General features: G+C 68.5%; 20 protein-coding genes, 1 tRNA gene and 3 pseudogenes. 14 read left to right on the plus strand and 10 right to left on the minus strand.

Features of this window, described 5'->3' with window-relative positions:
* Window positions 1-20: 20 nt before the first annotated feature.
* From A3862_RS02420 to A3862_RS02455, 8 genes are all read left to right on the plus strand, one after another.
* Window positions 21-1,403 carry a PepSY-associated TM helix domain-containing protein gene (locus A3862_RS02420; RefSeq protein ID WP_111473180.1) on the plus strand — a complete coding sequence of 461 codons (1,383 nt, stop codon included), beginning with the start codon at window positions 21-23 and terminating at the stop codon, window positions 1,401-1,403.
* A 19-nt stretch (window positions 1,404-1,422) separates the two neighbouring features.
* Window positions 1,423-1,818 (plus strand): hypothetical protein, encoded by a 396-nt coding sequence (locus A3862_RS02425; protein WP_043760541.1) that lies wholly within the window; start codon window positions 1,423-1,425, stop codon window positions 1,816-1,818.
* 57 nt (window positions 1,819-1,875) lie between these two features.
* Window positions 1,876-4,185, plus strand: a complete 2,310-nt coding sequence (locus tag A3862_RS02430) for a TonB-dependent receptor family protein (RefSeq protein WP_043760539.1) — start codon at window positions 1,876-1,878, stop codon at window positions 4,183-4,185.
* 139 nt (window positions 4,186-4,324) lie between these two features.
* On the plus strand, window positions 4,325-5,296 hold the full coding sequence (locus A3862_RS02435; RefSeq protein ID WP_043761769.1) for an ABC transporter substrate-binding protein: 972 nt from the start codon (window positions 4,325-4,327) through the stop codon (window positions 5,294-5,296).
* A 47-nt stretch (window positions 5,297-5,343) separates the two neighbouring features.
* Window positions 5,344-7,320, plus strand: a complete 1,977-nt coding sequence (locus A3862_RS02440) for a sensor histidine kinase (RefSeq protein WP_236961696.1) — start codon at window positions 5,344-5,346, stop codon at window positions 7,318-7,320.
* Window positions 7,317-7,715, plus strand: a complete 399-nt coding sequence (locus A3862_RS02445; protein WP_043760537.1) for a response regulator — start codon at window positions 7,317-7,319, stop codon at window positions 7,713-7,715. The genes A3862_RS02440 and A3862_RS02445 overlap by 4 nt, the downstream gene beginning before the upstream one ends.
* A complete protein-coding gene (locus tag A3862_RS02450) occupies window positions 7,712-8,977 on the plus strand; it encodes an adenylate/guanylate cyclase domain-containing protein (RefSeq protein ID WP_043760534.1) in 1,266 nt (421 codons plus the stop codon). The genes A3862_RS02445 and A3862_RS02450 overlap by 4 nt, the downstream gene beginning before the upstream one ends.
* Before the next feature lie 140 nt (window positions 8,978-9,117).
* Window positions 9,118-10,104: an ABC transporter substrate-binding protein gene (locus A3862_RS02455; protein WP_043760533.1), complete on the plus strand. Its 987-nt coding sequence runs from the start codon at window positions 9,118-9,120 to the stop codon at window positions 10,102-10,104.
* Between the two features lie 63 nt (window positions 10,105-10,167).
* Here the strand turns inward: A3862_RS02455 and A3862_RS02460 are convergent, their stop codons facing one another.
* The 5 genes and pseudogenes from A3862_RS02460 to A3862_RS02480 form a co-directional block, all read right to left on the minus strand.
* On the minus strand, window positions 10,168-10,644 hold the full coding sequence (locus A3862_RS02460) for a YidB family protein (RefSeq protein ID WP_043760530.1): 477 nt from the start codon (window positions 10,642-10,644) through the stop codon (window positions 10,168-10,170).
* Window positions 10,645-10,708: 64 nt separating this feature from the next.
* A complete protein-coding gene (locus A3862_RS02465) occupies window positions 10,709-12,124 on the minus strand; it encodes a TAXI family TRAP transporter solute-binding subunit (protein ID WP_043345428.1) in 1,416 nt (471 codons plus the stop codon).
* 95 nt (window positions 12,125-12,219) lie between these two features.
* The gene (locus A3862_RS02470) at window positions 12,220-12,423 is read right to left on the minus strand and encodes a CsbD family protein (protein ID WP_111473181.1); all 204 of its coding nucleotides are present in this window, start codon (window positions 12,421-12,423) and stop codon (window positions 12,220-12,222) included.
* A gap of 106 nt (window positions 12,424-12,529) precedes the next feature.
* Window positions 12,530-13,452, minus strand: a pseudogene (locus A3862_RS02475) (PhnA-like protein).
* Between the two features lie 219 nt (window positions 13,453-13,671).
* Window positions 13,672-15,130 (minus strand): annotated as a pseudogene (locus A3862_RS02480) (helix-turn-helix transcriptional regulator).
* Between the two features lie 211 nt (window positions 15,131-15,341).
* Between A3862_RS02480 and A3862_RS02485 the strand changes: the two are divergent.
* A complete protein-coding gene (locus A3862_RS02485) occupies window positions 15,342-16,016 on the plus strand; it encodes a sigma-70 family RNA polymerase sigma factor (protein WP_111473182.1) in 675 nt (224 codons plus the stop codon).
* Window positions 16,017-16,679: 663 nt separating this feature from the next.
* Here A3862_RS02485 and A3862_RS31360 read toward each other — a convergent pair.
* Together A3862_RS31360 and A3862_RS02495 are read right to left on the minus strand one after the other, a co-directional pair.
* Complete coding sequence (locus tag A3862_RS31360) at window positions 16,680-16,952, minus strand: hypothetical protein (protein WP_158498483.1); 273 nt, start codon at window positions 16,950-16,952, stop codon at window positions 16,680-16,682.
* 796 nt (window positions 16,953-17,748) lie between these two features.
* The gene (locus A3862_RS02495; protein ID WP_052083783.1) at window positions 17,749-18,093 is read right to left on the minus strand and encodes a hypothetical protein; all 345 of its coding nucleotides are present in this window, start codon (window positions 18,091-18,093) and stop codon (window positions 17,749-17,751) included.
* A gap of 181 nt (window positions 18,094-18,274) precedes the next feature.
* On the opposite strand from A3862_RS02495, the gene A3862_RS02500 reads away from it, so the two are divergent.
* The 3 genes from A3862_RS02500 to A3862_RS02510 all read left to right on the plus strand — a co-directional run bounded on the left by A3862_RS02500 (window position 18,275) and on the right by A3862_RS02510 (window position 20,527).
* Window positions 18,275-18,886 carry a PAS domain-containing protein gene (locus A3862_RS02500; protein ID WP_043761764.1) on the plus strand — a complete coding sequence of 204 codons (612 nt, stop codon included), beginning with the start codon at window positions 18,275-18,277 and terminating at the stop codon, window positions 18,884-18,886.
* Window positions 18,887-19,124: 238 nt separating this feature from the next.
* Complete coding sequence (locus A3862_RS02505) at window positions 19,125-19,436, plus strand: hypothetical protein (protein ID WP_043350233.1); 312 nt, start codon at window positions 19,125-19,127, stop codon at window positions 19,434-19,436.
* A 326-nt stretch (window positions 19,437-19,762) separates the two neighbouring features.
* A complete protein-coding gene (locus tag A3862_RS02510; protein WP_043760524.1) occupies window positions 19,763-20,527 on the plus strand; it encodes a BA14K family protein in 765 nt (254 codons plus the stop codon).
* Window positions 20,528-20,738: 211 nt separating this feature from the next.
* Here A3862_RS02510 and A3862_RS31920 read toward each other — a convergent pair.
* Window positions 20,739-21,002 (minus strand): annotated as a pseudogene (locus A3862_RS31920) (IS3 family transposase); the annotation flags it as partial.
* Window positions 21,003-21,213: 211 nt separating this feature from the next.
* A tRNA-Glu gene (locus tag A3862_RS02515) sits at window positions 21,214-21,289 on the minus strand.
* Window positions 21,290-21,392: 103 nt separating this feature from the next.
* On the opposite strand from A3862_RS02515, the gene A3862_RS02520 reads away from it, so the two are divergent.
* Window positions 21,393-22,397: an RluA family pseudouridine synthase gene (locus A3862_RS02520; RefSeq protein WP_179697808.1), complete on the plus strand. Its 1,005-nt coding sequence runs from the start codon at window positions 21,393-21,395 to the stop codon at window positions 22,395-22,397.
* A gap of 235 nt (window positions 22,398-22,632) precedes the next feature.
* Entirely contained in the window at window positions 22,633-23,526 is an 894-nt protein-coding gene (gene rpoH / locus A3862_RS02525) for an RNA polymerase sigma factor RpoH (protein WP_043350239.1), read from the plus strand.
* A gap of 45 nt (window positions 23,527-23,571) precedes the next feature.
* Here the strand turns inward: rpoH and A3862_RS02530 are convergent, their stop codons facing one another.
* Window positions 23,572-25,020 (minus strand): hypothetical protein, encoded by a 1,449-nt coding sequence (locus A3862_RS02530; protein WP_043760523.1) that lies wholly within the window; start codon window positions 25,018-25,020, stop codon window positions 23,572-23,574.
* Window positions 25,021-25,163 lie beyond the last annotated feature (143 nt).

A 25,163-nucleotide genomic window follows, 5' to 3' on the forward strand; every position in this document is an offset into this window, starting at 1 on the left:
TCAGGCCCGGACCTCTCCTCATGTCGATTGTTCTGCACGGCAGCGCCCCCGCGTACGGGGCGACTGCTACTGGACGACTGTCCAGCGACGCCTTCTACCGGGCCGTCTGGCGCTGGCACTTCTACGCGGGCCTTCTGTGCCTGCCCTTCCTGATCAGCCTGTCGGCGACCGGCGCGCTATACCTGTTCAAGGATGAGATCAACGGCAGCCTGTTCGCGTACCGGACCAAGGTCGCCCCCCAGGCGATGGCGCCGCTCGGCCCGGATCGCCTGATCTTCAATGCGCTGCAGACGGTGCCGGACGGCGCGCCCGTCACCTACGTCGATCCCGCCGCCCCGGACGCCGCCGCGCGCGTAACGGTCGCGGTGGGCGATCGCCGCATCCAAGTCTACCTGAACCCCTACACCGGTGACGTGCTCGACCGCGTCGACTCCGATCGCGAGTTCATGGCGGTGGTTCGGGGGCTGCACAGCCTCGCCCTGCTCGGCCCGCTGGCGAATGCCGTGATCGAGATCGTCGCGGGCTTCGCGGTCATCCTGGTGGTGACGGGCACGTATCTCTGGTGGCCCCGCGGTCGGAGCGGCGGCGTCGTCACCGTTCGCGCCACGCCCCGCCGGCGCGTGTGGTGGCGCGATCTCCACGCCGTCACCGGATTCGTGGCCGGCGGCGGTCTGCTCTTCCTCGCGCTCACCGGGTTGCCCTGGTCGATCTGGTGGGGGCAGCAGCTCCGCGCGTGGTCGAATGCCGCCGGCCTCGGCCAACCGGCCGCGCTCTGGGCGAACCGGCCGGTCTCCACGATACCCCTGCGCGACAGGCTCGAGGATGCGGGCTGGACCCTGCAGGACGCGCCCATACCGCGCTCTGCACCGCCTGCCGCAGCGGGCGCGGGCATTGGAATCGACGAGGCCGTCGCGAGTCTCGGACGCATGGGGATGCCCCACGGCTTCGAGCTGGCGCTGCCCGTCGGCGCCGACGGGGTCTACGCCGCCGCCATCTACCCGCGCGACGTCACCCGGCAGCGGGTGATCACCCTCGACCAGTATTCCGGGCGGCCGCTGGTCGACGTCCGCTTCGCCGATCTCGGCCCGGTCGGCCGGGCGATCCAATACGGCATCGGGATCCACAAGGGTGAGCATTGGGGCCGCGCGAACCAGTTCGCGATGCTGGCCTTCTGCCTCGCCACCATCCTGCTCGCCGTGACGGCCGGAACGATGTGGTGGAAGCGGCGCCCGGCCGGCAGCCTCGGGGTGCCGCCGTGGCCGCACAACCGGCGGGTGCGGGTCACCGCGACCTTGATGATTCTCGGGCTCGGGATCCTCTTCCCGCTGACCGGCCTCGCGATCGCCGGGATGCTCGGTCTCGACTTCGGCGTGGATCGGCTCCGAAGGCGCGGGATGAGCTGATCCGGAGCGGACGGGCGCCATGCCCGTGCGGACTCATTCTCGTCTGACGCGCCGGCGCCCGGGCCTTCTGGGCGCGGGGCTGATCGTGTGCGCGCTCTGGATCCAGGCGCTGGCGCCGGCCGTGGCTCTCCGGATGGCGCAGGCGCCGTGGGCGCTGCCCGGCCAGATCCTGTGCGGGCATGGGCCGGATCAGGCGACGGAAGTCGCCATCGGTCCGCACGCGCCGGCACTGACGGGCTGCGGCCTCTGCGGGCTGTGTCGGGCCGGCGCCGTCCCGCCGCTTCTTCCGACGGTGGTCGGTCTCGCCCGTCGCCTGCGCTGGCATGCGGTGACGTGGCCGATCCCGCCCCCAAAGCCCATCGTCTCGGTCCACCGCATCCCCGGCCAACCGCGAGGGCCGCCCCGTTCCGCCTGATCGCCTGCCCATGCCCGCGGCCCCGCCGCTTGCCCCACCGATCAGACGAGTCCTCCGATGCCCCCCGACCAGACCGCCCTGCGCGGCCGCGCCCTCGCGCTTCTGCTTGCCGGTACCCCCCTCCCCGCCCTCGGCCAGACCGCGGTGACGCTGGACGAACTCTCCGTGGAGGGCGAAGCGGCGCCGTCTGCGGGCCGGACCACGGCCCCGCCTTTCGGCGTGGCCGCCCCCCCCGGCGCGGCCCCCTCGGTCATCGAGCATCCGGTGGGCGAGATCGTCACCGGCATCGGCCGGGACGGCACCATCGCGAACCGGCCGGCGACCAGCATCGGATCGGTCCTGGTGAACAGCCCGGGCGTCACGGTCCGGCAGGGCAATGGCGGCCGGGACGTGGTGATCTCGATCCGCGGCAACAACGCCCGCTCCACCGGCGTGATCAAGAACACCGTCGTTCTGGAGGACGGCTTCATCCTGACCCAACCGGACGGGGCGTCGCGCTTCGACCTCACGGACCCGCGGGCCTACAGCCGGATCGACGTGTTCCGCGGGCCGCAATCGCCCCTCTTCGGCAATTACGCCACCGGGGGCGCGCTCGCGTTCCGGACGAGGACCGGGCGGGAGATCGACGGCTACGAGATCGGGGTGGATGCCGGCAGCTTCGGCTACCTCAGCAATTACTTTACCGTCGGAGGCGTCAGCGGCCCGTTCGAGATCAGCCTGTTCGCGAGCGACGTCCGCGCCAACGGCTATCAGGACCATGCGAGCTATGACACGCAGACCATCAATCTGCTCGCGAGCTACACCCCGACCCCGGACAACCGCTTCACCCTCAAGGTGATCAACAACACCCTCGACGCAAACCTTCCCGCCCGCTCGTCCCTGGCCCAGTACCGGATCAACCCGTACCAGCGCGGCTGCGCCGCCGCCGCAAGCGCGGCGGCCGGCTGCACCACCTTCAACCTGTTCCGGAACGGAGCCTTCGGCGCGACCGTGCCGGTGACGGCGGATGAAGGCGGCTTCGGGCGCAACGACCGCCGGACCATCGTGGCGGCCCGCTGGGAGCACGACATCGACGCCTTCACCACGTGGCGCACGCAGCTCGGCTTCGACGAGCGCAACTTCGATCAGCCCTTCTACCAGACATCGTCGCGTGGCTCGTATCCGTCCTGGAATTTCCTGACGGACCTGACCCGGCGGGGGGATCTGTTCGGTCTGCCGGCGACCGGCTACGTCGCGCTGGCCTACAACACGATCGACAACCACATCACGACGTTCAACCGGGCGCCCTATGATGGCCCGCGCCTGGGGGCGCTGATCGGCGATCAGACGGCGGTGCAGTCGAATCTCGGCGGCCGGGCGCGGCTCGAACTCGCCCTGTCGGACCAATGGACCGGCGTTCTCGGCCTCAGCGCCGAGAGCACGTCCATCACCGGCCGCAACCTGGCCTACAGCTACGCGGCGAGCGGCGCGACGCGGACAGTGGCGGACGCGAACCGCTCCTTTCTCAACGTCGCCCCGGAACTGGCGCTAGTCTACCGGCCGGATCCGGCCTGGGCGCTGCGCGGCCGGGTCGCCACCGGCTATACGACGCCGGCCGCGAGCAACCTGTTCATCACCCCCGCCGGACTTCCGGGCAACAACACCCAGCTCCAGACGCAGGAAAATCTGGGCTTCGATCTCGGCGCAGAGTGGAGTCCGGTGACGGATCTTCGCTTCAGCGTCACCGGCTTCTACGAGTTCTTCCGCAACGAGCTGGTCACGCAATCGCCAGGGGCGGGCCTCCTCGCCTACACGTTCAACGCGCCCGCCTCGGAGCATCGGGGGATCGAGGTCGGCGCCGACTGGGCCTTCGCGCCCGGCTGGCGCGGAACCCTAGCCTACACGTTCGACGACCAGATCTACACCCGCTACACCGAGCAGCTCAGCGCGGGCAGCCTGAGCCGTCGGTTCGACCGGGCGGGGAACCGGATCCCCGGCGTTCCGGCCCACCAGCTGCTGGCCCGCCTGGGCTACGACGTGCCGAGCGGGCCGCTCGCCGGTCTCGGAGCCTTCGTGGAAACGGTGGTTCAGGGCGACTTCTACCTCGACAATGCCAATTCGCTGAAGGCGCCGGGCTATGCGATCGTCAACGCCAACCTGCACTACGCCACAGACCTGACCGGCGGATACGCCAAGCGGCTCAGCGTCTATCTCGAAGTGCGCAACCTGTTCGATACGACCTACGTGGCCTCCGCGCAGAATCTCGCCAATGGGATCAGCGCCACGACCGGCCTCCAGAACGGGGCGGCGGTGCTGGCGACGACGACCGGCTCGATCTTCGCGGGGGCTCCACGGAACATCGTCGGCGGGATGCGGCTGGCATTTTGAGCGTTGCCGGCGGGCCGGCGCGTGGTGTCAATGCCGAGCTTGCACTATGCTCCGGCGATCGATCGCGGGGGCCGGGCCGATGCGCGCGGTCCGGGCCGCGCGGCGCGGGCCGTGGGCGGAGACTTGGCGCGATGGTCGGATGAGGCGGCGCACCGTAATCGCTGGATTGGCGCTGGCCGGATGGCCACGCATCGCCGGAGCGCAGACGCAGGCCCACGTGGCGGCGCTCTGGCCGTTCACGGAAAGCGATGACGAAGGTCGCGCGCTCGCGGAGGCGTTCAATGCCGCCCTGCGCGACCAGGGGCATCCGGATCAGCCCGTCGATCACCGCTGGGGCGGTGCCGACCCCGAGCGGACGCGGATCCTGGCGACCGAACTCGTCGCCGCAAGGCCGCCGGTCATCTTCGCTTATCTGAATGCGCAACTCTCGGCCGTCGCGACGGCGACCCGAACGATTCCGATCGTGTTCGTCGGCGCCTCCGATCCGGTCGGGTTCGGGTACGTGGAGAGCCTCCAACGCCCGGGGGGCAACATCACGGGCTTCACGCTCTACGAGGCGCCCCTGGGTGGAAAATGGGTGGCGGCCCTCAAGGAAGCCGTGCCGAGCATCCGACGCGTCACGCTCCTGTCGAATCCGAGCACCGAGATCCGGGGCAAGAACCTCTACGCCGAGCCGTTCCGCAGCACCGCGGCCGCGCTGGGAATCGAACCTACGGTCGTGAAGGTCGAGAAGACTGCCGACATCGATCCTGTCATCGCAGATCTCGCGCGACAGGGGCACGGGGGGCTGATCGTCGCGCCCGGGACATTCAGCGAGGCCAACGGCGATCGCATCGTCGCGCTGACGACGCGCAACACGATCCCGACGGTCTTCGCCATCCGGCGCTTCGCCTATCGCGGCGGCCTGATGTCGTACGGTCCCGATCCGACCGAGGCGGTCCGTCGGGCGGCGGCCTATGTCGGTCGCATTCTCCGCGGCGAGAACCCGGCAACCCTGCCGGTCCAGGCGCCCACGAAGTTCGACTTCATCGTGAATCTCAAATCCGCGCGCGGCATGGGCGTGGACATCTCGTCGGCGCTCCTCGCCCAAGCCGATGAGATCGTCGAGTGACGGCGCTTCCCCCACCGACCGGAAATACGGTCCCGCGGTGGCTCCGCGTGCCGCTGTCGGTCAAGTTCGCGGTGGCCTTCGTGGGCCTCGTCAGCTTGGTCCTGCTCATCAACGGGGCCGTCGACCTGACCCTAAACTATCAGGACGCCAAGCGGACGGCGATCGAGACGCAGCGCACCAAGGCGCGGGCGGCCGCGGAACGCGTCGATGCCTTCCTGTCCGGAATCGAGAGCCAGATCGGCTGGACGACCCGCGCCGAGTGGCGGCGGATCCCCCCCGAGCAGCAGCGTTACGACTTCATTCGCCTGCTGCGCCAGGCGCCGGCGATAACGGAGGTCGCCTATCTCGATCCGGCCGGAAAGGAACAGCTGCGGGTGTCGCGGCTCGAACCCGACGCCGTAGGCAGCGGCAAGGATTTCTCGACCTCTCCGCGGTTCACCCAGGCCCTCGCCCAGAAGACCTGGTTCGGCCCGGTCTATTTCCGGCGCGGTTCCGAGCCTTACATGACGGTCTCGGTCGCCCATGCCGGCCGCGACCCGGGCGTGACCGTCGCGGAAGTCAATCTGAAGCTGATCTGGGATGTGGTCAGCGCGATCAACGTCGGCGAGCACGGCTACGCCTTCGTGACGACCGCGACCGGACGCCTGATCGCGCACCCGGATCTGAGTCTGGTCCTGCGTGACACCGACCTGTCCGGTCTGTCGGAGGTCGCGGCGGCGCTGCCCGGATCCCGGATGGCGGGACAGGATTACGAGATCACCACCGGCCTCGACGGCGGCTGGGTGCTGGCGGCCCATGCCACCATCCCGCGGGTCGACTGGATCGTGTTCGTGCAGGAATCGCTGCGCGACGCGATGGGGCCGGCTCTGGAATCCGTCATCCAGACCACCTCCCTGATGGGCCTCGGCGTGCTGCTGGCGGCCGTGGCGGGGACCTTTCTGGCGCGGCGCATGGTCGTTCCCATCCGACAGCTGGAGGATGGCGCAGAACGCTTCGGATCCGGAGACCTCTCGGAACGCATCGTGATCCGCACCGGCGACGAGATCGAGACCCTTGCGCACCGGTTCAACACGATGGCAGGCCGCGTCCAGGAATCCTACGAGACCCTGGAAGCCAAGGTCGAGGAGCGAACCCGCGACCTCAATCAATCACTCGATGACCTTCAGAGAGCCCAGAGCCGTCTCGTGCAATCGGAGAAGCTCGCGTCTTTGGGCCAACTCACCGCCGGCATCGCCCACGAGATCAAGAATCCGCTGAACTTCGTCAACAACTTCGCATCGCTCTCGAACGAGCTGGTGGACGAGTTGCGGGACACGCTCGAACCCGCCTCGCTCGATCCGAGCACGCGGGAGGAGGTCGAGGAGATCACCGGCCTTCTCAAGGGCAATCTCGAAAAGGTCGTCCAGCACGGCAAGCGTGCCGATTCGATCGTCAAGAATATGCTGCTGCACTCGCGCACTGGGTCCGGGGAGCATCGCCCGGTGGACGTCAACGCTCTGGTCGAGGAGAGCCTGAATCTTGCCTATCACGGAGCCCGTGCGGCGAAACCCAGCTTCAACGTGACCCTCGTGCGCGATTACGATCCGGCCGCCGGCACGGCCGACCTCTTTCCCCAGGAGATCACCCGGGTCCTCCTCAACCTGATGTCGAACGGATTCTACGCCACCGAGAAGAAGGCCAACGGCGCGGAGCCGGGCTACGAACCGACGCTGTCGATCGCCACCCGGGATCGGGGCGACAGCATCGAGATCCGCGTGCGCGACAACGGCACCGGTATCCCCGACAGCGTCAAGGCCAAGATGTTCGATCCGTTCTTCACCACGAAGCCGGCCGGCGAGGGAACGGGGCTCGGGCTCTCGTTGAGCCACGACATCCTCGTCAAGCAACACGGCGGGACGGTGGACGTCGCCACGGAGCCGGGCGCCTTCACCGAGTTCACCATCACCCTGCCGCGCCAGAGCGTCACGACGACCGCGCCCGCTGCGCCTCCACAGCCGGCGAGCGAGACCGAGAGCCAGCCATGAACGTCCTGATCCTCGTCGTCGATGACGAACCCGACGTGACCGACCTGTTTCGGCAGCAGTTCCGCCGCGAGCTGCGCGCCGGACGGTTCGCGATGGGCTTCGCGCATTCGGCGGCGGAGGCCCTGGACCGGATCAACGGGTCCAACGATCCGAGCCTGATTCTGATGCTCTCCGACATCAACATGCCCGGGATGACCGGCCTCGAATTGCTGCCGCGGGTGCGCGCCGCCCGGCCCGACGTGCCGGTGATCATGATCACGGCCTACGGCGATGCCGAGACGCGCGAGAAGGTCATCGCCGCCGGCGCGGTGGGCCTGATCACCAAGCCGATCGATTTCCCCGTCCTGAAGGCCGAGATCGACCGCCGCCTCTCCGCGCTCTCGGGGGCCGAATGACGCCCGGCATGCCGAGCGCCAAGATCCTCGTCGTCGATGACGAGCCGGATCTCGAGGCGCTGATCACCCAGAAGTTCCGCCGCCAGATCCGCCAGGGCCTCGTCACGTTCCTGTTCGCCCATGACGGACAGGAGGCCCTGGACCGCCTCTCGGACAACCGCGACGTCGATCTGGTCGTGTCCGACATCAACATGCCGCGCATGGACGGGCTGACGCTGCTCGCCAAGCTGCAGGACCTTGCCGAGCGCCCCTCGACCATCATCGTCTCGGCCTATGGCGACATGGCAAACATCCGCACGGCGATGAACCGGGGTGCCTTCGACTTCCTGACGAAGCCGATCGACTTCGTGGATCTCGAGACGACGATCGAGCGGACGCTGAGGCATGTCGAGGCTCTGCGCGAGGGCCGGCGGCGGCAATCGCTGGCCGAGCGGGCGCATGCCTCTCTGGCCCGGTACTTCTCGCCCAACCTCGCCGAGCGGCTCGCGGGGGATGCATCGGGCCTGGAACTCGGCGGCCACCGGCGCGACGTGGCCTCCCTGTTCACCGACATCGCCGGCTTCACCAGCCTGGTGGAGAGTCTCGACCCGGCGCAGCTCGCCGAGATCCTCAACGGCTACTTCGCCGAGATGACCGACGTGGTCTTCGCCCACGAGGGGACGGTGGCCAAGATCGTCGGCGACGCCCTGCACGTGCTGTTCGGGGCGCCGGGGGACCAACCGGACCACGCGGCCCGGGCGGTGGATTGCGCGCTGGCCCTCGACCAGGTGGCCGAGGGGTTCCGCGCGCGCTGGCGGGAGCGGGGGATCGAGATCGGCGTGACGCGGATCGGCGTCCATGCCGGGCCGGCGATCGTGGGCAATTTCGGCGGCGGCCGATACTTCGACTACACGGCCTACGGCGACACCATCAACACGGCGGCACGCCTGGAGAACGCCAACAAGGCGTTCGGAACGCGGATCTGCGTCAGCGAGGCGGTGGTGATCCGGGCCGGGCAGTTCCGCGGCCGGCCCCTCGGCGACCTCCTCCTGCGCGGCAAGCAGACGGCTCTGCGCGCCTACGAACCCCTGACGGAGGCGGTCTACGGCGACGCGCCGCTCGCCCAGTATCAGGACGCCTACGCGAAGCTCGATGCCGGGGAGGCCGGCGCCCTCGCGGCCTTCGCGGCCCTGGTCGGGCTGCGTCCCGACGACGGGGTCGCGGCCTTCCACCTGAAGCGCCTCCTGAACGGCGGCAGCGGCAGCCGGGTCGAGGTCCGCTGAGTTCCGCGCCCCGCCGGGATCCCCATCGGTACCCGCGATAGCCCCGCCTTAAGGCAGCGCCTATTACCATCCCCGGGCGCGCGATCGGACCCCCTCCCGATCGGCGCGGCTCGGAACGGGTGAAGGCGGGAGACCGGCGCATGAGACGGCGCGACGTCATCGCGGGCCTCGGCGGCGCGGCCGCGTGGCCGGCCCTCGCCGCCGGGCCGGCGAAGGGTCAGCGTCGCCTGGGGATCCTGCTGGTCTACGGCGAAGCGCATCCCGACAGTCCCGTCATCGTCGACACGCTCAAGGAAAGCCTCAATCGGGCCGGCTGGATCTGGGGCCAGAACCTCGCCGTCGACCTGCAGTACGGCAACGGCGAAGCCGAGCGGATGCGCGGTCAGGCCGAGGAGATTCTGGCGCGCAAGCCCGACGTGGTGCTCGCGCAGGGCGTCGTCGGCGCGACGGCGCTCCAGCGGGCGACCACGACGGTTCCGGTCGTCTTCATGATGCTGCAGGATCCGGTCGGCGGCGGCTTCGTATCCAACCTGTCGCGGCCCGGCGGCAATCTCACCGGCTTCACCAACTTCGACTTCATTCTCGTCGGCAAGTGGCTGCAACTCCTGAAGGAACTCAGTCCCGGCGTCACGCGGGCCCTCGCCCTGATCAACCCGGATTACCGGGCGCGCCTCGCGGGCTACACGGCCGAGATGGCCCGGATTGGCCCCGAACTCGGGATCGACGCCCGGATCGCCGGCGTGCACGACGCCGCCGAGATCGAGGCGGCGATCACGGGCTTCGCCGCCCAGCCGAAGGGCGGCCTCATCGCGCTGCCGGACGCGGTGACCGGCGTGTACAGCCAGCGGATCGTCGATCTGGCGGCCGCCTACCGTCTCCCGGCCGTCTACGCCTATGCGGCGCCGGTCCGCCTCGGTGGCCTCGCCGCCTACACGACCAGCGTCGAGCAGGATGTGCAGCGGGCGGCGGGCTACCTCGACCGGATCCTGCGCGGCGCGGTGGTCGGCGACCTGCCGGTGCAGGCGAGCGAGCGCTTCATCACCCTGCTCAACCTGAAGACGGCCGCCACCCTGGGTCTGACCATCTCGGCCTCGCTGATGGCGAAGGTGGACGAGTTGGTCGAGTAGCGGCTGCCGGAATCGTCGGCGGAGGTCGTCGCGGCGTCGCCGCGACGACCTCCGCGAAGCGGATCAGCTGAAGGCCGGCAGTCGTCCTTCGGGCGAGTAGCGATCGATGGCCGAGGGCAGGTCGCGCGAGAGGCGCTCCAACAGCTCGCTCTTGCTCAGGCCCGTGCGCTGCTCCAGGGCCGCCAACGTGTCCGGCCCGATGGCGCGCTCCAGATCCGCGGCCGGGATGTCGCGGTTCGGGCCGTGATTGATCCAGGATTGCGCCGTCTCGGCATGGCCGCCCTTGGTGAAATGATCGACCAGCTCGGTCAGGCCGCCGGCGATGAGGCCGCCGACGCCCCCCGCGCTGGCGCCGCCGAGGAGGCGATCCAGGTTCGCCGGGATCGTCGACCCCGTCGCGGGCGGGACCTGCGGTGCCGGCGACCGCGCCGGATCCTTGGCGTGGCCGCCAAGCCACTCGGCGATCCGGTCGCGGTTCTGGTAGCCGGCCACCGCCAGCAGTCCCAGCAGGGCGGTCATCGAGGGATATCCCTTACTCATGGCGTCGTCCTTCCTTAGTGCGGGCCGAAGCCCGGGTGGTACGGCGGTGGGCCGCCGCATCGGGTCATGCCGGCGTCTGGGCCGCGTCTGCCGCGACGGCTCTGCCGGCCAGGCCCAAGCCGTCATCCGCGCTCCGGCCAGCCGTGATGGCGCGCTTCACCGTCGAACGGGCCGCGTCGATGGCGATGGTCGCCGCCGACATCGTCCGGGCCTCGGTCGGGCGCTCCAGGGCATGCTTGGCGATGTCGCCCGCGAGATCGTCGATCTCCCGGGCCAGGATCTCGAGACGTCCGGAATCCGGTGTCTCCTGCGCCTCCTGACGGATCTGCAGCAGGCGGTCGGTCGCCTCCTCGACGCGCTCGCGGCGGAGGCGCGACAGGCGCTGGCCGATCCACGCGAGCGCCGAGCCGATGCCGCCGCCCAGGAAGGCGAGCAGGTAGATCCAAGTCTCATAGCGCTCGATGAAGCTCTGCTGCTCGCGCTCGTAATAGTCGACGGCGCCGGGATGGATGGGCAGCCTCGCGCTGGTCGCGCCGACGGTGCCGTCATAGGCGGGGGCCTGAACGTAGTCGGCGGCCGGCGTGACGTTCGCCATCGCGCTGCGCAGCTCGAACAGGTGCTGCGTGACGTCGGCCGCCACGGAGCGTGCGAGGCTCGACCGCGCCATCAGCCGGTACGAAGCGCCGACCGTGTGAACGTCGTCGGCCGGCACCTTGGGGCTGCCGCCGAAGGTCTCGGCCGGCATGGTGACCACCTGCAGACGCGGCAGCCGCGCGACGATCGCCTCGGCATTCTCGACATCCACGAAGGAGATCTTGCGGTTGCGGCTGGCCGCCTGGACGAGGCCGACGATCCGCTGGGCCGTCGGCGCGGTCGGCGCGATGACCGAGATCACTGCGTCGACCCGCTTGCGGGCGAAGGCCGCTCCCAGGTCGCTCTCGGCCATCTCGACCAGGGCGACGTGGCGCGGCGGCAGACCGCCTTCCGGCTCGGTGGTGACCAGCGTCAAACCATAGTGATCCAGCATGGCGCGGATGAGCGCCTCGTCGGCGTCCCGATGGGCCAGGATCGCGAGGCGCTTGCGATCGAGATCGGGGAAGCGGTCGATCCCGGCGGCTTCCGGCGAGGCGATGATCATCGCTTGGTCGCGTAGGATCGCCAACGTCAGGCCGTTGTCGGGGAGTTCGACGTCCGGGCGTACGATCGCCAGATCGACCCGCCCGTCACGCAGCGCCTCGGCACTGTCGCGCACGTCGTCGAAGGGTATGATCTTGAGTCGAATCTCCTTGTGGCGCTTGGCCAGGGCATCCGCGTAGGCCTGGATCAGCGCCGGCTCCGTCCCGTCCTTGGGAGCGACCGCGATGGTCAGGACGGTGGCGCGCGACACCCAGTAGGCCACGCCGGCGCCGACGCTCAGCAGGATGGCGAGCACCAGGAAGACGAATTCCTGACGCAGGAAGAGGCTGGCGAAGTGCCGCATCGGCTCTGCTCCCGCGCGTTGAGCGGTTCGGCCCGGCACCGTACCGGACATGGGCCGAGGGGCGGCGCCGGTGGCCCGGCGCCGCGGGATGAGGATCAGTGCTTGCCGGTGATCTTGTCGGCGAGGGTCTTGGCGCCGTCCTTGACGTCGCCGACGGTCTTCTGGGCCTCGCCCTTCAGCTCCTGCGCCTTGCCCTCGGCCACCAGCTTGTCGTTGCCCGTGGCCTTGCCGGCCGCCTGCTTGACGTTGCCGATCGCCTCGTTGGCCAGGCCCTTGATCTTGTCGGTGGTGCTGCTCATCGCGTGTGCTCCGTGCGGTTGGAGGGGGGTCGGGGATCCCGGCCGGGCGCGTTCCGCCCGTCGGGGATGGGCGGCGCCCGCATGGAGGCGCGGGCGCCGAGGGCGGTCAGACGCGCCGGGTCTCGTAGGCGCCGAGCAGGGTCGCGGGCTTCGGCGCGCCCAGGCGGCCGCCGAGGAAGGCCGCCAGGGCCCGAGGATCAGCGCCAGCGCCGCGTAGAAGGCGCCCTGCGTGGCCGCCGACTTGGCCGTCACGGCCGCGGCCTCGGCCTTCTGCTTGGCGGTGGCCACCGCCTGGTCGTACTGCGTCTCGTAGTCCTGGATCTGCTGGCGGGCCTGATCGACCGGGATGTTCTGCGCCTTGGCCAGGGCGTCGGCCGCGCGGGCCTCGGCCTGCTGCTTCTGCGACGCGTCACCCGTGAACAGCGCCTTGATCGCCGCCACCGCCGCGTCGCGGGCCGCCTGCGGGTCCTGGCCGGCGGTCTGCTGGCGGACCTTCTGCTCGATGCCGTCCAGCGGGTTCGAGATCTTCGCCAGCGACGGCGCCGCCGCCTGGGCCGCCGTCTGCACGGTGCCGCCCACGAGGGTGCCGGCGCCGCCGAGCGCCCCCGAGACCGTGCTCAGCGTGCCGCCGACCAGGCCGCTGGCGGCCGAGGTCAGCAGGTAGAGCACGACCAGCGTCGTCACCGCCCAGGACACGAGACCGTGCAGGGCGGCCGCGCCCGGCAGGGGCTTGCCCGAGAGCCGGCCGGCGATCAGGCCGCCGGCCAGCGAGGCGACGATGCCCGAGGCCACGAACCAGATGCCGGCGCCCATCGAGGCGGTCGAGGCGGAGGGATTGTCGGCCGCCGTCGTGCCCACCGAGGCCAGGCCCACCCCGACGCCGACGAGGTTGACGATCACCTGGGTCACCAGGGCGGTGACGGCGCCGGCGAAGATCGCCCCCCAGGACACTTGGTTGAGCAGGACGGCGCGCGTGTCGGCGTGCGCGTCCGGCGCGAGGGGCGTTGCTACGGTCTGGATGGTGGTCACGCTGTCACTCCGGTGGTGGTGGTCGTCGTGGTTCGTCGCGAGGGGGGATCGCGACGGGGCGTCGCCGGGGGGCGTCGCCAGGGGGCGTCGCGGTGGGGCGGCGCCGGCGAGGGGGCTCAGTCGCGGGCGCCTCATCCTGCGCGGAAGAGCCCTGGCCGCGCGGAAGATGAGGGCGGACATCGCCCGATCAATGGTCCGTCCATACCGGTACGGCGGTATTCATCCGTCAGGCCTGCTCAGCGGAAAGCCGTTCTCGCGCCCCCACACCACCGCCTCGCTGCGCTTGTGGATGCCGATCTTGCGGTACAAGGCGGCGCCGTGATTGCGCACCGTGTTGCGCGACAGGCCGAGCTTGCGCGCGATCGCGTCGTCGCCGAGGCCCGAGCAGATCAGGTTGAGGATCTGGCGCTCGCGCACCGTCAGGTTCGGCGCCGCCCCCTCGGCGGCCTCCCGGCCGGGGCGGCGCAGGGTCGCGAGCTTCTCGATCAGCCCGCGGCTGAACCACGACGTGTCGGCCATCACGGTCTCGATCGCGTCGAACAGCTCCCGCTCGGTGTGCTTGCGCTCGGTGATGTCCTGCAGGACCAGCAGGGCGAACTCGGCATCGTTGATGGTCACGCGCTCGGCCGAGACCAGGCAGTCGAGATTCGTCCCGCTCTCGTGGCGCAGGCACACCTCGACCCGAGGACGTAGCCGTGCCGGTCGAGGGCGGCCTCGACCTGCAGGCGCTGCTTGTCGGCGACCCACAGCCCGGCCTCGTCGAGGCTGCGCCCGACGATCCGGTCCTCGCCGTGGCCGAAGACCCGGCTGAACGCCTCGTTGATGCCGGTGACCTGGAACGTGTCCGCCCGCACCAGCACGGTCGGCACCGGCGTCATCCGGAACGCCTTGGCGAAGCGCTCCTCGCTCTGGCGCAGGGCCGTCTCGGCCTTCCGGCGCAGTTCGAGGTCGGCGAAGGTGAACAGCATGCACGGCTCGTCGCCCATCGCGATCGGCTGGCCGGCGACGATCACGAAGCGGCTGCCGCCGTCGGGCAGGTCGAGGCAGGCCTCCATCTGGGGGATCGTGCCGCCGGACTCGAGGCGCGCGACGGCGAGGTCGCGGTTGCGGGCGCCGGCCAGGACGTCGACCTCGTAGACGCTGCGGCCGATCACGGCGTCGCGGGTGAAGCCGGTCATCTCCAGGAAGCCGGTGTTGACCTTGACGTGGCGCAGGTCGGACAGCCGGGTGATCACCGCCGGGGCCGGGTTGGCGTTGAAGGTCCGCTCGAACCGCTCCTCGGCCTCGAACTGGTCGGAGACGTCCTTGAGGATCAGCGCGAGGCAGCTCGGCTTGCCGTCGCGGTCCGTGGCCACGAGGCTGCGCAGCGAGTGGACGAAATCCATCTCGGCTTGTCGGCCCGGCGCACCTCGACCACGACATCGTGGAAGCGCTCGCCGGCGACGACGCGCTCGATCGGATACTGGTTGGGCGCGACGTTGTTGCGGTAGCGCAGGCAGAACCGGTCCCGGTACGCGTCCACGGTCGGCCCGAGCTCGTCGAGGCTCTCGGCGCCGTGCATCGCCAGGGCGGCGGCGTTGGCGTACGCGATGGTCTGGTCGGGCTCGACCAGGATCACGCCCTCGCTCAGGCCGGCGATGATCTGCCGGAGTTCATGCCTGTCGACGCCCGCCGTCACCGCTCTCGCACCCCATGCCGCGCGCGCCGCCCCTCCGGCAGCCGGGCACAAACGGGTTGCGCACAAGCAGGTTCCACTGCGCTCGCGTTTTACACTGGTATACCTGCATCATTGACGCTGTCGTTATCGACCAGAGATAAGTCCGCGCCCTTCCGCCGGACGTGTCGTCCGCTGCGACAATGTTTCCATCCTATCGACACGAGAGCTTCCCGTGCAGCCCGCCGACGAAAAGCGGGATCTGGCCGACGCGTCCGATCCCGTCATCTCGTATGTCCATGCGCAGCTCGGTCATCGGCTGCGGCAATACTACTCAGAGGTCGTGGCGGTTGATGTCGGCTCGCGGCTCGCCGCCGTGCTGGATCGATTGTCCGCGGCCCTCGATGCAGCCGAAGCCGGCGGGCAGGTTCCCGATGCATTCAAGGACGACCTGATCGCGCTGGTGCCGCGTCTCAGGCGGTACGCCCTGTCGCTGACCTTCGATGGAGCCGAAGCGGATGATCTCGTACAGTTCACGCTGCTCAAGGCCTGGGAGCATCGCGAGCGATACGAGCCAGGCACTCGATTGGTCGCTTGGTTATTCACCATCCTGCGCAACGGCTTCATCAACGGGCGGCGCAAGAGGCGCCTCGAGATCGCGGATCCTGACGGCCTCCACGCTGCCACCGTTTCCGAACCGGCCGCGCAGGATCACGCCCTCGGACTGAAGGAGGTTCAGGCCGCCATCGACCGCCTCGAGCCGGCCTATCGCGAAGCGCTCCTCCTCGTCGCCATCGACGGCCTCCCCTACGAGGCCGCCGCCGCGGTGATCGGGTGCCCCGCTGGCACGGTGAAGAGCCGCGTCAGCCGCGCGCGCGACAGACTCCTGCGGGATCTCGGAGAAGCGTGATCGGGGCGCGCTGCCCTTGCCCAGCGACGTGTCGGACCTGGCTCATTCTTCCAAAGCCGGGACCTTGGGCCGCGGGAAAGGCCAACGTTCCGGAACAGCCGTGCCGCATGCAATGACGTCGCTCGACGGTCGCGCGGACGCCTGTCCGCGAGGCGTGGCGATCATTTGAGGAGTGCAACAAGCGACAGGAGGCCGCCCGACGATCCGCCGACAGGGGACCGACTGGCCCGGGCGGCGCGCTGCGCAATGGCCGGCGCGGCGGCCTAAGGCTAAGCCTGCGCAGGGAATGCGGGGCCAAACTCCGCCACCGTCGTCCCGGAACGTCCCCGATATTCCCGCCAATCGCAGACGGAAGACCCGGCGGTGATCGCGGATGCGTGCGCCGTGCGCAATCCGACACCGGCCACCGCGGCGTCAATCCATCTTTTGATGAGGACGCGGGGGTTTGGTTTTGCTGGTAAGGCGCCTTTGTTGCTGACCGCATCCACCGGACATTCCGTCTTCCGCGCGAGGAACCTCGATGCATGCGATCGGTACGAGGCCCGAACACGCCATACCCATGGACCAGATCGCTCCCGTCGCGTCCTCTCGCACCCGCAAGAAGCCTCATCCGGCTCTCGTCGTCGCGTCGATTGCTCTGGCTGTCGGGCTCTGGTTCGTCATCTACGCGGTATCCGGCCGCGTCATCTGGTTTTGGTAACGGCGCCGCCTTGGAGCCGGACGTCCATGGTCGCCCGCCCATTCGGAACAGGGCAGCGATAACCGGATCGCCTTCTCCAGCGCCGCAAATTCCGTGATGCCGTTTGAAGATGCGGCGCGGCTGGCTCGGATCGGCCAGTCAATCGGATACCTCGAACGACGCCTTCCTTGAACGGCGGCCTGGTGAGCCCCTTGCTGGGTCAGCCCGGGTTCCTCGATCCGGATGATCGCGATCATCGCTTTTCCGAGGCAGTTGATCCATTGCTGATGCGGGCGTCTCTGACTGAGTTCGAGGCCTTCCGACCAAAGCTGGCGCGCGCGACATCGGCCGACGGATCGTAGGGCGGCTGGCGTTGGCCTGAAGGGGGGTCGGAGGGAACTCTTGGCTCCTCACGACGCCCAACAACGGACACGCCGAGTCCAACAAAGCTGCCACCGTCCTCCTGTTACCCGATGAATCGATCCGTCATGCAGGTCTTCGGAGTATCCGAAAGGTTGCTGAAACCTGTGGCGCCCACATGATCGATATGAGCCTAACGCAAAATTTTGAAAACCGATCTCTAATCCCGAATGACCGGGCGACAGAGGTGCGGCACTGTATTCTCTGAAACAGCGCCGCCATGCATCCGGCACCTCCTGGAATCCTCCAATACGACCGCCAAGACATTATGGTCGCCACGAAACCCATCACCGCAGGCAATCGATATTCATACGACTACAAAGTCATTGATTTTACGCCTAAAACTGCTTTGCGACCACAAAGATGGGATTAATTGGCCCTATACTGCGGAGTCGAATCGCATGACAGTCCGCAATACGTTCTAGCGATGCGTCGAGATAGGTTACGCGGCCTCTCGTCCTCGTCCTTCCTGTCGCCTTCCCCACACCGGACAACTAGGGCGATCATTGCGCGAGGCTTGTATCTGAGTGGTCCGGTCTCGAGACCGGGACACGCCTCGCATCTCTCGGCGCGTGCCGTCAGTTCAACCTATTCATGAGCGAAAACCGGCCGCTCGGCCCCGCGCGAGACTGCTCACGAGGCGGAAGAGCGTCCGATCAGAGCCTCGGTCTCCTCAGCCGCATCCTGGACGAGCAGCAGGAGCCGAAGGCGTTCCTCGGGATCTCGGATACGCCTGTAGGCGTGCAGCAGCGCCTCGCACTGCTGATCAAGGTCGGCGCCATCCGTGGCGCTGTGAGTTCGCACATTGGCTGCGTCGGGAGCGTAAAGGACGTCCGGTTGAACCTGAAGCGCCCCCGCGATGCGGGTCACGAGACGCCTTGCGTCATCGCCGGCCGAGGCTGCGGAGCGGCTGTCGCTGCGATTTTCCCAGGAACCATCCGACCCGGCCTTCGCTTGAAGCGGCATCTTCTGTCCCATCGCTCGCTCCGCGCTGGCGCGAAAAACGCCAGTTCGGCTGCTTCTTACCACAATCCGTGCCGTATCCGGCACCAATTACACGCTCCGGTTGATATTGTTCTCGATATCTCTTGAAGCCGGAGTGAGTGCTTTTATACATTCGCAACTGAAGGTTGGTCCCGCAGCAATCGTGAGCGTCTCGGTGCCGAAGCTCAAGCTCGTTGACATCCAGACTCGCCCCACTGCATTGCAGCAGGCATTGGACGCCGTCGAGGTGGCCGGCACCTGGGACTGGGACATCGTCTCGGACTCGGTGCGTGCAGACACGTTCGTGGCATTGATGTTCAACGTCGATCCGGACGCCGCAGCCACAGGCGTTCCGCTATCGGCGTTTGTGGACGGCATGCATCCGGATGATCAGGAGCATGTCCACGCCTTGATCCGCCGCAGCATCGACGAAGACACCCCTTTCGTTGCCGAGTACAGGGTGCTTTCGGCTGACGGTGTTACGCGATGGGTTCTCGACCGTGGCTACACCGTTCGCGACGCATCGGGGCGTCCGATCCGGGGACGGGGCATCATCATCGATCTGACGCGGTCGCGCACCGGCACGAGAGCGGCGACGGGCGGTGAGTTGCACCCACTCTGCATGCCACCTTTAGAACGAGCAGCCGAACTCCTTTTGGCCGCGCAGCAGTCTCTCGTGCAGTTGCAGGATCCGAATCTGAAAGCACGCGCCGATGCGCTGCTGTTGGAGGTCGGACGCAAGCTCGCTCAGCAGGAGGTTCAGGCTCGGCGCCGGCACATGAATTAAGTGCGCGTCTGATGGCTTGCTTGGGTCAGGATACTTGAACCCACAAGCGGTGAGCCGACAGCAACGCGGCTCGGGATGGGATCGCAGGGGGTGGTTACGCCGGGGCGCCGGACTCGGACGCACGGGCGTCCCGAACCGGCAGCACACACGCACACCAGCCTCCGCCGGGTGAGCCTTGAAGCGACCAATGGCCGGCTCACGCGTTGTCCGGGACAACCGCCGTATCCCGGATTGCCCCATGCTCGCCCGATCCGCACTGCTCTTCATCGTCATGACGACGGGCGCGCAAGCCGCCGCCTTCGACGACCTGAAAGGCTACCTGGCATCCTGCCTGCGGTTCGAGATGAGCGGCGCCGGCGCGCACCGCGGCGGTCCCCTCGCGTCGAAGGTGAGGGATGCGTTAGATCGATGCTCCGACGATGTCGCGCGCCTCGAACGAGCGGATGGGCGTCGTCTGCGTGGCGATGGTGGGATCAGCCCGTCGACCAAGGAGGTGATCCGGAGCGTCGTGGGTGGCGGTGGCGGCGGTATCCGCACCGTCCGGTACTGAGGGAACGGGTCTCGGTGAAAAGACTGCCGACGTGCGTGAGAGGCCCGCGCCGGTGAACCGGGTGGGTCTTTCCAGACCCGAAGCTCAGGTGTCGAGAACACGCGGATCCGCGATCAAAGCTATCACGATACAGCGCAAGAGAATGCCCGGCGCGGCCAGGCCTGCAGGGCTTAAGTGGCGAAGGGTATCCGGGCCGGGACAATCGCACGCCCCCGATCATCGGTCGGATCGACCAGCGATCTGGTCGCAGGACAAAAGGAAGCGGGATTGGCCGCCGCTGGCGCGACGTTGATCCAGATAGACTCAACACAGCGAGCGTGGCGACCATGAACCAGACGGTCACAGCGATTGCATCGGCAATCCTCGCCGGCGCCCTCTTGGCGGCACCCACCGGTGCCCGGGCACAGGCCGGCGGCAGTTTCGCCAACCAAGGCTTCGGCAGCCACAACTTCGGGGCCGCAGCCGCCGGTGGCGGCGGCTTCAGCAATCAGGGCTTCGGCAATCACAACTTCGGAGCTGCAGCGGGTGGCGGCGGCTTCGCCAATCGGGGCTTTGGGAACCACAATTTCGGAGCTGCGGCGGGCGGCGGAGGCTTCGTCAACCAGGGCTTCGGCAATCACAATTTCGGAGCCGCGGCGGCCGGTGGTGGTGGGTTTGCCCACCGGGGCTTCGGCAACCCTCATATCGGCAGGCCAGGCGTCGGCCACGGGTTCCCCAATCGCGGGCTCGCCCATGACCTCAGCGCCCACCGCGGTTACGGCCTGTATCGGCATTACGGCGTGAACCGAGGCTTCTACGGACGTCCCTACGGATACGGCTACGGCTACGGACGACGCGGATATGGGCTCGGCGGGCTCGGTCTTGGAGTGGCCGTGGGAGGCCTCTACGGCGGATACGGTTATCCGGGATACGGCTACGGCTATGACGTCGGATATGGCGGCGGCTACGCTCCGGTCACCTATGGATACGACGACGTCGATTCGGATCGCACCATCGGTGATGACCGCTACTGCGCGCGTCGTTTCCGGTCCTACGATCCGCAGACCGGGACCTATCTCGGCCGGGATGGACGGCGCCATCGCTGCCGCTGATCAGGGGAGCACGCGCGAGGAACGGAACCGTCTGTGCCGTGCAGACAGGGCACGGTTCCGTTTTCGAGCTTTCATTCGAGGATGACGGGTCGGACGAGCACGTCCTGATCAAACGCAAGCTGCGACCGAGCGAAAGCCCTGCACAGCCATTCACCGCGGGGTCCACGGTGGTCTGGCACGGGAGTGTTCACCCGGAAGCGTTTGCACCGCCCAGCCGCATGCGCAGCGCCGCCTGTGGACCCGAACGCTTACGCTCGCACTGGGACGAATGGCCGAAGCCGCTGGCTAATGCGGCCACGCGCTTGCTGATGCCGCAGGCCACCTGCAGGGAGCCAGCGATCGCGCGGCGAGCGGCGGGCCTTCACCCCTCCCGCTTGCGCACGTCCTGCAACATGGAGCGATCGCGCGTCAGGTCGGCGACCAGCCGCCCGACTCGCCGGATTTCCGGCATATCCCTGACGACGAACTGCGTCTTTCAGCGGCGAAAGGTCGGCACGGCCGCTAGGCCTTGAACAGGCGACCGCCCCCCCCTCGCCGAGCGCGGCCACACGCGCGAGGCGCAGCGAGCACGGCTTGTTGACAGCGCTTGGAAAGGCTTCGGCGCAGCGCGGCCCTATGGGGTTAAGGGCTCGGGCATCCACCCCCCAGGGGTGAAATGCCGCCAACATTTATAAAAAATGCGCCGGTGGCGCTCCCAAGGGGAATCGAACCCCTGTTTTCGCCGTGAGAGGGCGACGTCCTAGACCGCTAGACGATGGGAGCTTTCCGGCGGCGCGGGGGTGCTATAGCCACGACCCGGCGGCGGAGCAAGAGCCTTCGTCAGGAAATCCGCCTCGGCGGGTCAGATCGGGTGCGGACAAGGATCGTGGTGGACAACGGTGACGTCGAAAAGGCCGGGATCGTGGCCGAGGGAGGCGTGCGGCTCGATCGAGCGCTGGTCACGCTGTTCCCGGATCTGTCCCGGGCCCGATTGCAGGACCTGATCCGCGCAGGCCATGTGAAGCGGGACGGTCTCCCGGCGCGCGATCCGGCCGCCAAAGTTGCCGCCGGCGCGTCCATCATCCTCACCGTGCCGCCTCCGGCACCGGCCGAGCCGGTGGCCGAAGCCGCAGACCTGCCGATCGTCTACGAGGATGACGATCTGATCGTCATCGACAAGCCGGCCGGCCTGGTGGTCCACCCGGCGCCGGGCCACGAGAGCGGGACGCTGGTCAACGCCCTCATCGCCCATTGCGGGGCCAGCCTGTCCGGGATCGGCGGAGTGCGCCGCCCCGGCATCGTCCATCGCCTCGACAAGGACACGAGCGGCCTGATCGTCGTCGCCAAGAACGACGCGGCGCATCAGGGCCTCACCGCGCAATTCGCCGATCACGGCCGGACCGGGCCGCTGGAACGCGCCTACGCCGCATTGGTCTGGGGCCTGCCCCAGCCGCGGGCGGGGACGATCCGGGCCAGCCTTGCCCGGTCCCGGTTCCATCGGGAGAAGATCGCCGTCGTCTCCGACGACAGCGGCCGCCATGCGGTCACGCATTATGCCGTCGCCGAGTCCTATCGCGAGGCTACCCTCGTGCGGTGTCGCCTGGAGACGGGTCGCACGCATCAGATCCGCGTGCATCTCGCCCATCGCGGACATCCCCTGCTCGGGGACACGGTCTACGGAGGTGCCTTCCGCACCAAGGCGGCCCGCCTGAGTCTGGAGGCGCGTGCCGCTCTAACGGCCCTGGGACGGCAGGCGCTCCACGCGGAACTGCTCGGCTTCAGTCACCCGCGCACGGGTGAGACGCTGCGCTTCGAGAGTGCGCTGCCGACCGACATGACTGCCCTGATCCAGGCACTCCGGGCCGACGCAGGCGACCCGGCGCGCCTGTAACCGCCCCTTGCGGCGTGCGAAAGAACACCCCGTACCGCGTCACATCGTGACATGGTACGATCAAAATCGCCGGTGGCGCGTTGTTGGCGACGTGGGTGTCATCGACCGTGACCGGCTCCCCGGCGACCTGCATGAGATGGGTGGCCGGCAGGGTCGGCTCAAGAGCGGCCCGAGTAGACGGCACTGTTGTCCGTCGCGTCCGCCCGGCAGGGGGACACAGGTTCAGGAGAAAGCCATGGCCGGTACGCTTCCCGTGCTCGCCAACGAAGGTGGCCTTTCGCGCTACCTCGACGAGATTCGCAAGTTTCCGATGCTGGAGCCGTCGGAGGAATTCACCCTCGCCAAGGCCTGGCGCGACGCCGGTGACCGCGAAGCGGCGCATCGCCTGGTGACGTCGCACCTGCGCCTCGTCGCCAAGATCGCCATGGGCTATCGCGGCTACGGCCTGCCGATCGGCGAGGTCGTGTCGGAAGGCAATGTCGGCCTGATGCAGGCGGTCAAGCGCTTCGATCCCGACAAGGGGTTCCGTCTCGCCACCTATGCCATGTGGTGGATCAAGGCAGCGATCCAGGAATACATCCTGCGGTCGTGGTCTCTGGTGAAGATGGGCACGACGGCCAACCAGAAGAAGCTGTTCTTCAACCTCCGCAAGGCGAAGGGACGGATCTCCGCCCTCGATGAGGGCGATCTGAAACCCGACCAGGTGTCGCAGATCGCCACGCGCCTCGGCGTGCCCGAGCAGGACGTGATCGACATGAACCGGCGTCTGTCCGGTGACACGTCGCTCAATGCGCCCCTGCGCGAGGAGGGCGAAGGTGAGTGGCAGGACTGGCTCGTGGACAACAGCCCGAGCCAGGAGACCGTGCTCGCGCGCGAACAGGAGGGCCAGAACCGCCTTTCCGCGCTGAAGGACGCCCTCGGTGTCCTCAACGCCCGCGAGCGGCGCATCTTCGAGGCGCGACGTCTCGCCGAGGATCCGATCACGCTGGAAGATCTTTCGGGCGAGTTCGGCGTCTCCCGCGAACGCGTTCGTCAGATCGAGGTGCGGGCCTTCGAAAAGGTGCAGGAAGCGGTCAAGCGCAACATTGCCAGTCGCGAGCTGCCGCGGACCGGCATTGAAGCCCGCTGACAGCAGGTCCCCGGCGTAACTGAGCGCCGGGGACGATCCCGTTCATCACTGCCAGGCGTCGAAGGCGCTCTGCATGACCTGGGCGCCGGCGGTCCCTTTCTCGAAGGTCAGCACCGCCCGGCGACCGGAGGTGTAGCGCAGCGCGATGTCGAACCAGTTCCGATGCAGGAGCAGGTCGGTGTTGCGCTCGACGTCGTTCTGCAGCGACGACAGGCCGATCAGGAAGAGGTTGTCGCGGACACGGACCGGCAGGCCCGAGACTGGCGAACCGCGGGCGCTCTGCTCATCCTTCGCTTGCAGCAATCCGACATCCTGGACCGTCCGCGCGGTGCCGCTGCTGCCGGTCTGGCTGAACGCAAGGCTCACCGTGTGGGAGGCCGGCAACGTCGTGTCGAGGTTGCGCTGGATGGTCATCACCAGCGTCAGCCCGGCCTCCGGAACGGTCACGGTCGCGACGACCGCGTTCTGAACCGGCTGCCCCTGCTCCCCGTTCACCGTCTCCAGGCGCCACGTCACCCGCCCCTGCGTGACGGTCGGCTGGCTGCTTTCTGCGCCGGCCCCTTCCTCGACGAGTTCAGCCCTCTGGGCGACCGAGACGCCCGCCTCGGCGGATGGCGCGTTGGTCCGAGACGGTACAGCACCGTCCGCGCGCGCAGGCGCCTTCGACACCGGCGCCGCATCGCCACCGACCCGATCGCCGAACTTGGACTCGGCCTCGGACTGCTGAGAATCCGCAGTCTCCGCCCCGCTGGATGGCAGATTCTGTGGGCGGTCGCGCAGCAGGAAGGCCGCGACGGCGATCAAGCCGATCACGACCGCAAGGACGCTTCCGACAAAGACGTTGCGCAGCACGCGGGAGCGCCCGGCTCGGAGCGGCACCACCTCGATGCGCGGGCGCTGGCGGCCCGATCCGACGTCTGCGGCGGCCTCGCCGGCGTCCTGCTCCTCGACCGAGGGGCGAGCCGAAGCCGCCGCCTCAGGGGGTAGCCCTTCGGGCGCAGCAGCGGCGGAGGCGCCCGGGCGCCTCGAGGTGATCGGGATCGGTGCCTCGCGCGGTCCGGACTCGGATGCGGAATCGCTATCCCGACCCGGGATCGCGAACGGCGCCTTGGCGGCAGGAAGCACCGGATCGGGCTTCGACGCGACGCTCGGCTCAGGGGGAGACGGTTCGGGGATCTCCGGCTCCGGCTGCACCGCCGGCGCGACCGCGATGGGCTCGGAGACGACCGGTGCAGGCGCCTGCACCGGAGAGGCCTGAACCGCATCGTTGGCCGGCGCAGGCAGACCGCCATGGTCGACCTCGAGCCGTTCGATCGCGGCGTCGAGGGCGCGCCGCTCGAGATCGATATCCGCCTCGGAGAGCGGCGGGTCGAGGGAGCGCAACTGGCTGATCAGCGCGTTGCGCGCACGGTCGTAGACCGCCTTGCGCAGAGCGGGCGTTCGATCCGGTAGCGCATCGAGCGCGCGCGCCAGAAGCGGATAGTAATCGGCCATAATACCCTGGTCCGCCCCTTCGGCCGCCGTCCGGCAACGCCGGTCGAAGGCCGGGGACCGATGGCCGCTCCCGCCGGACAGGTCCGGTCGCGGCCGTCGGCCGGTTTGTCGTATTCCGCCGCACGGATCGGTGCCCGCACGCC

The organism is Methylobacterium sp. XJLW (assembly GCF_003254375.1).
Taxonomy (GTDB): domain Bacteria; phylum Pseudomonadota; class Alphaproteobacteria; order Rhizobiales; family Beijerinckiaceae; genus Methylobacterium; species Methylobacterium fujisawaense.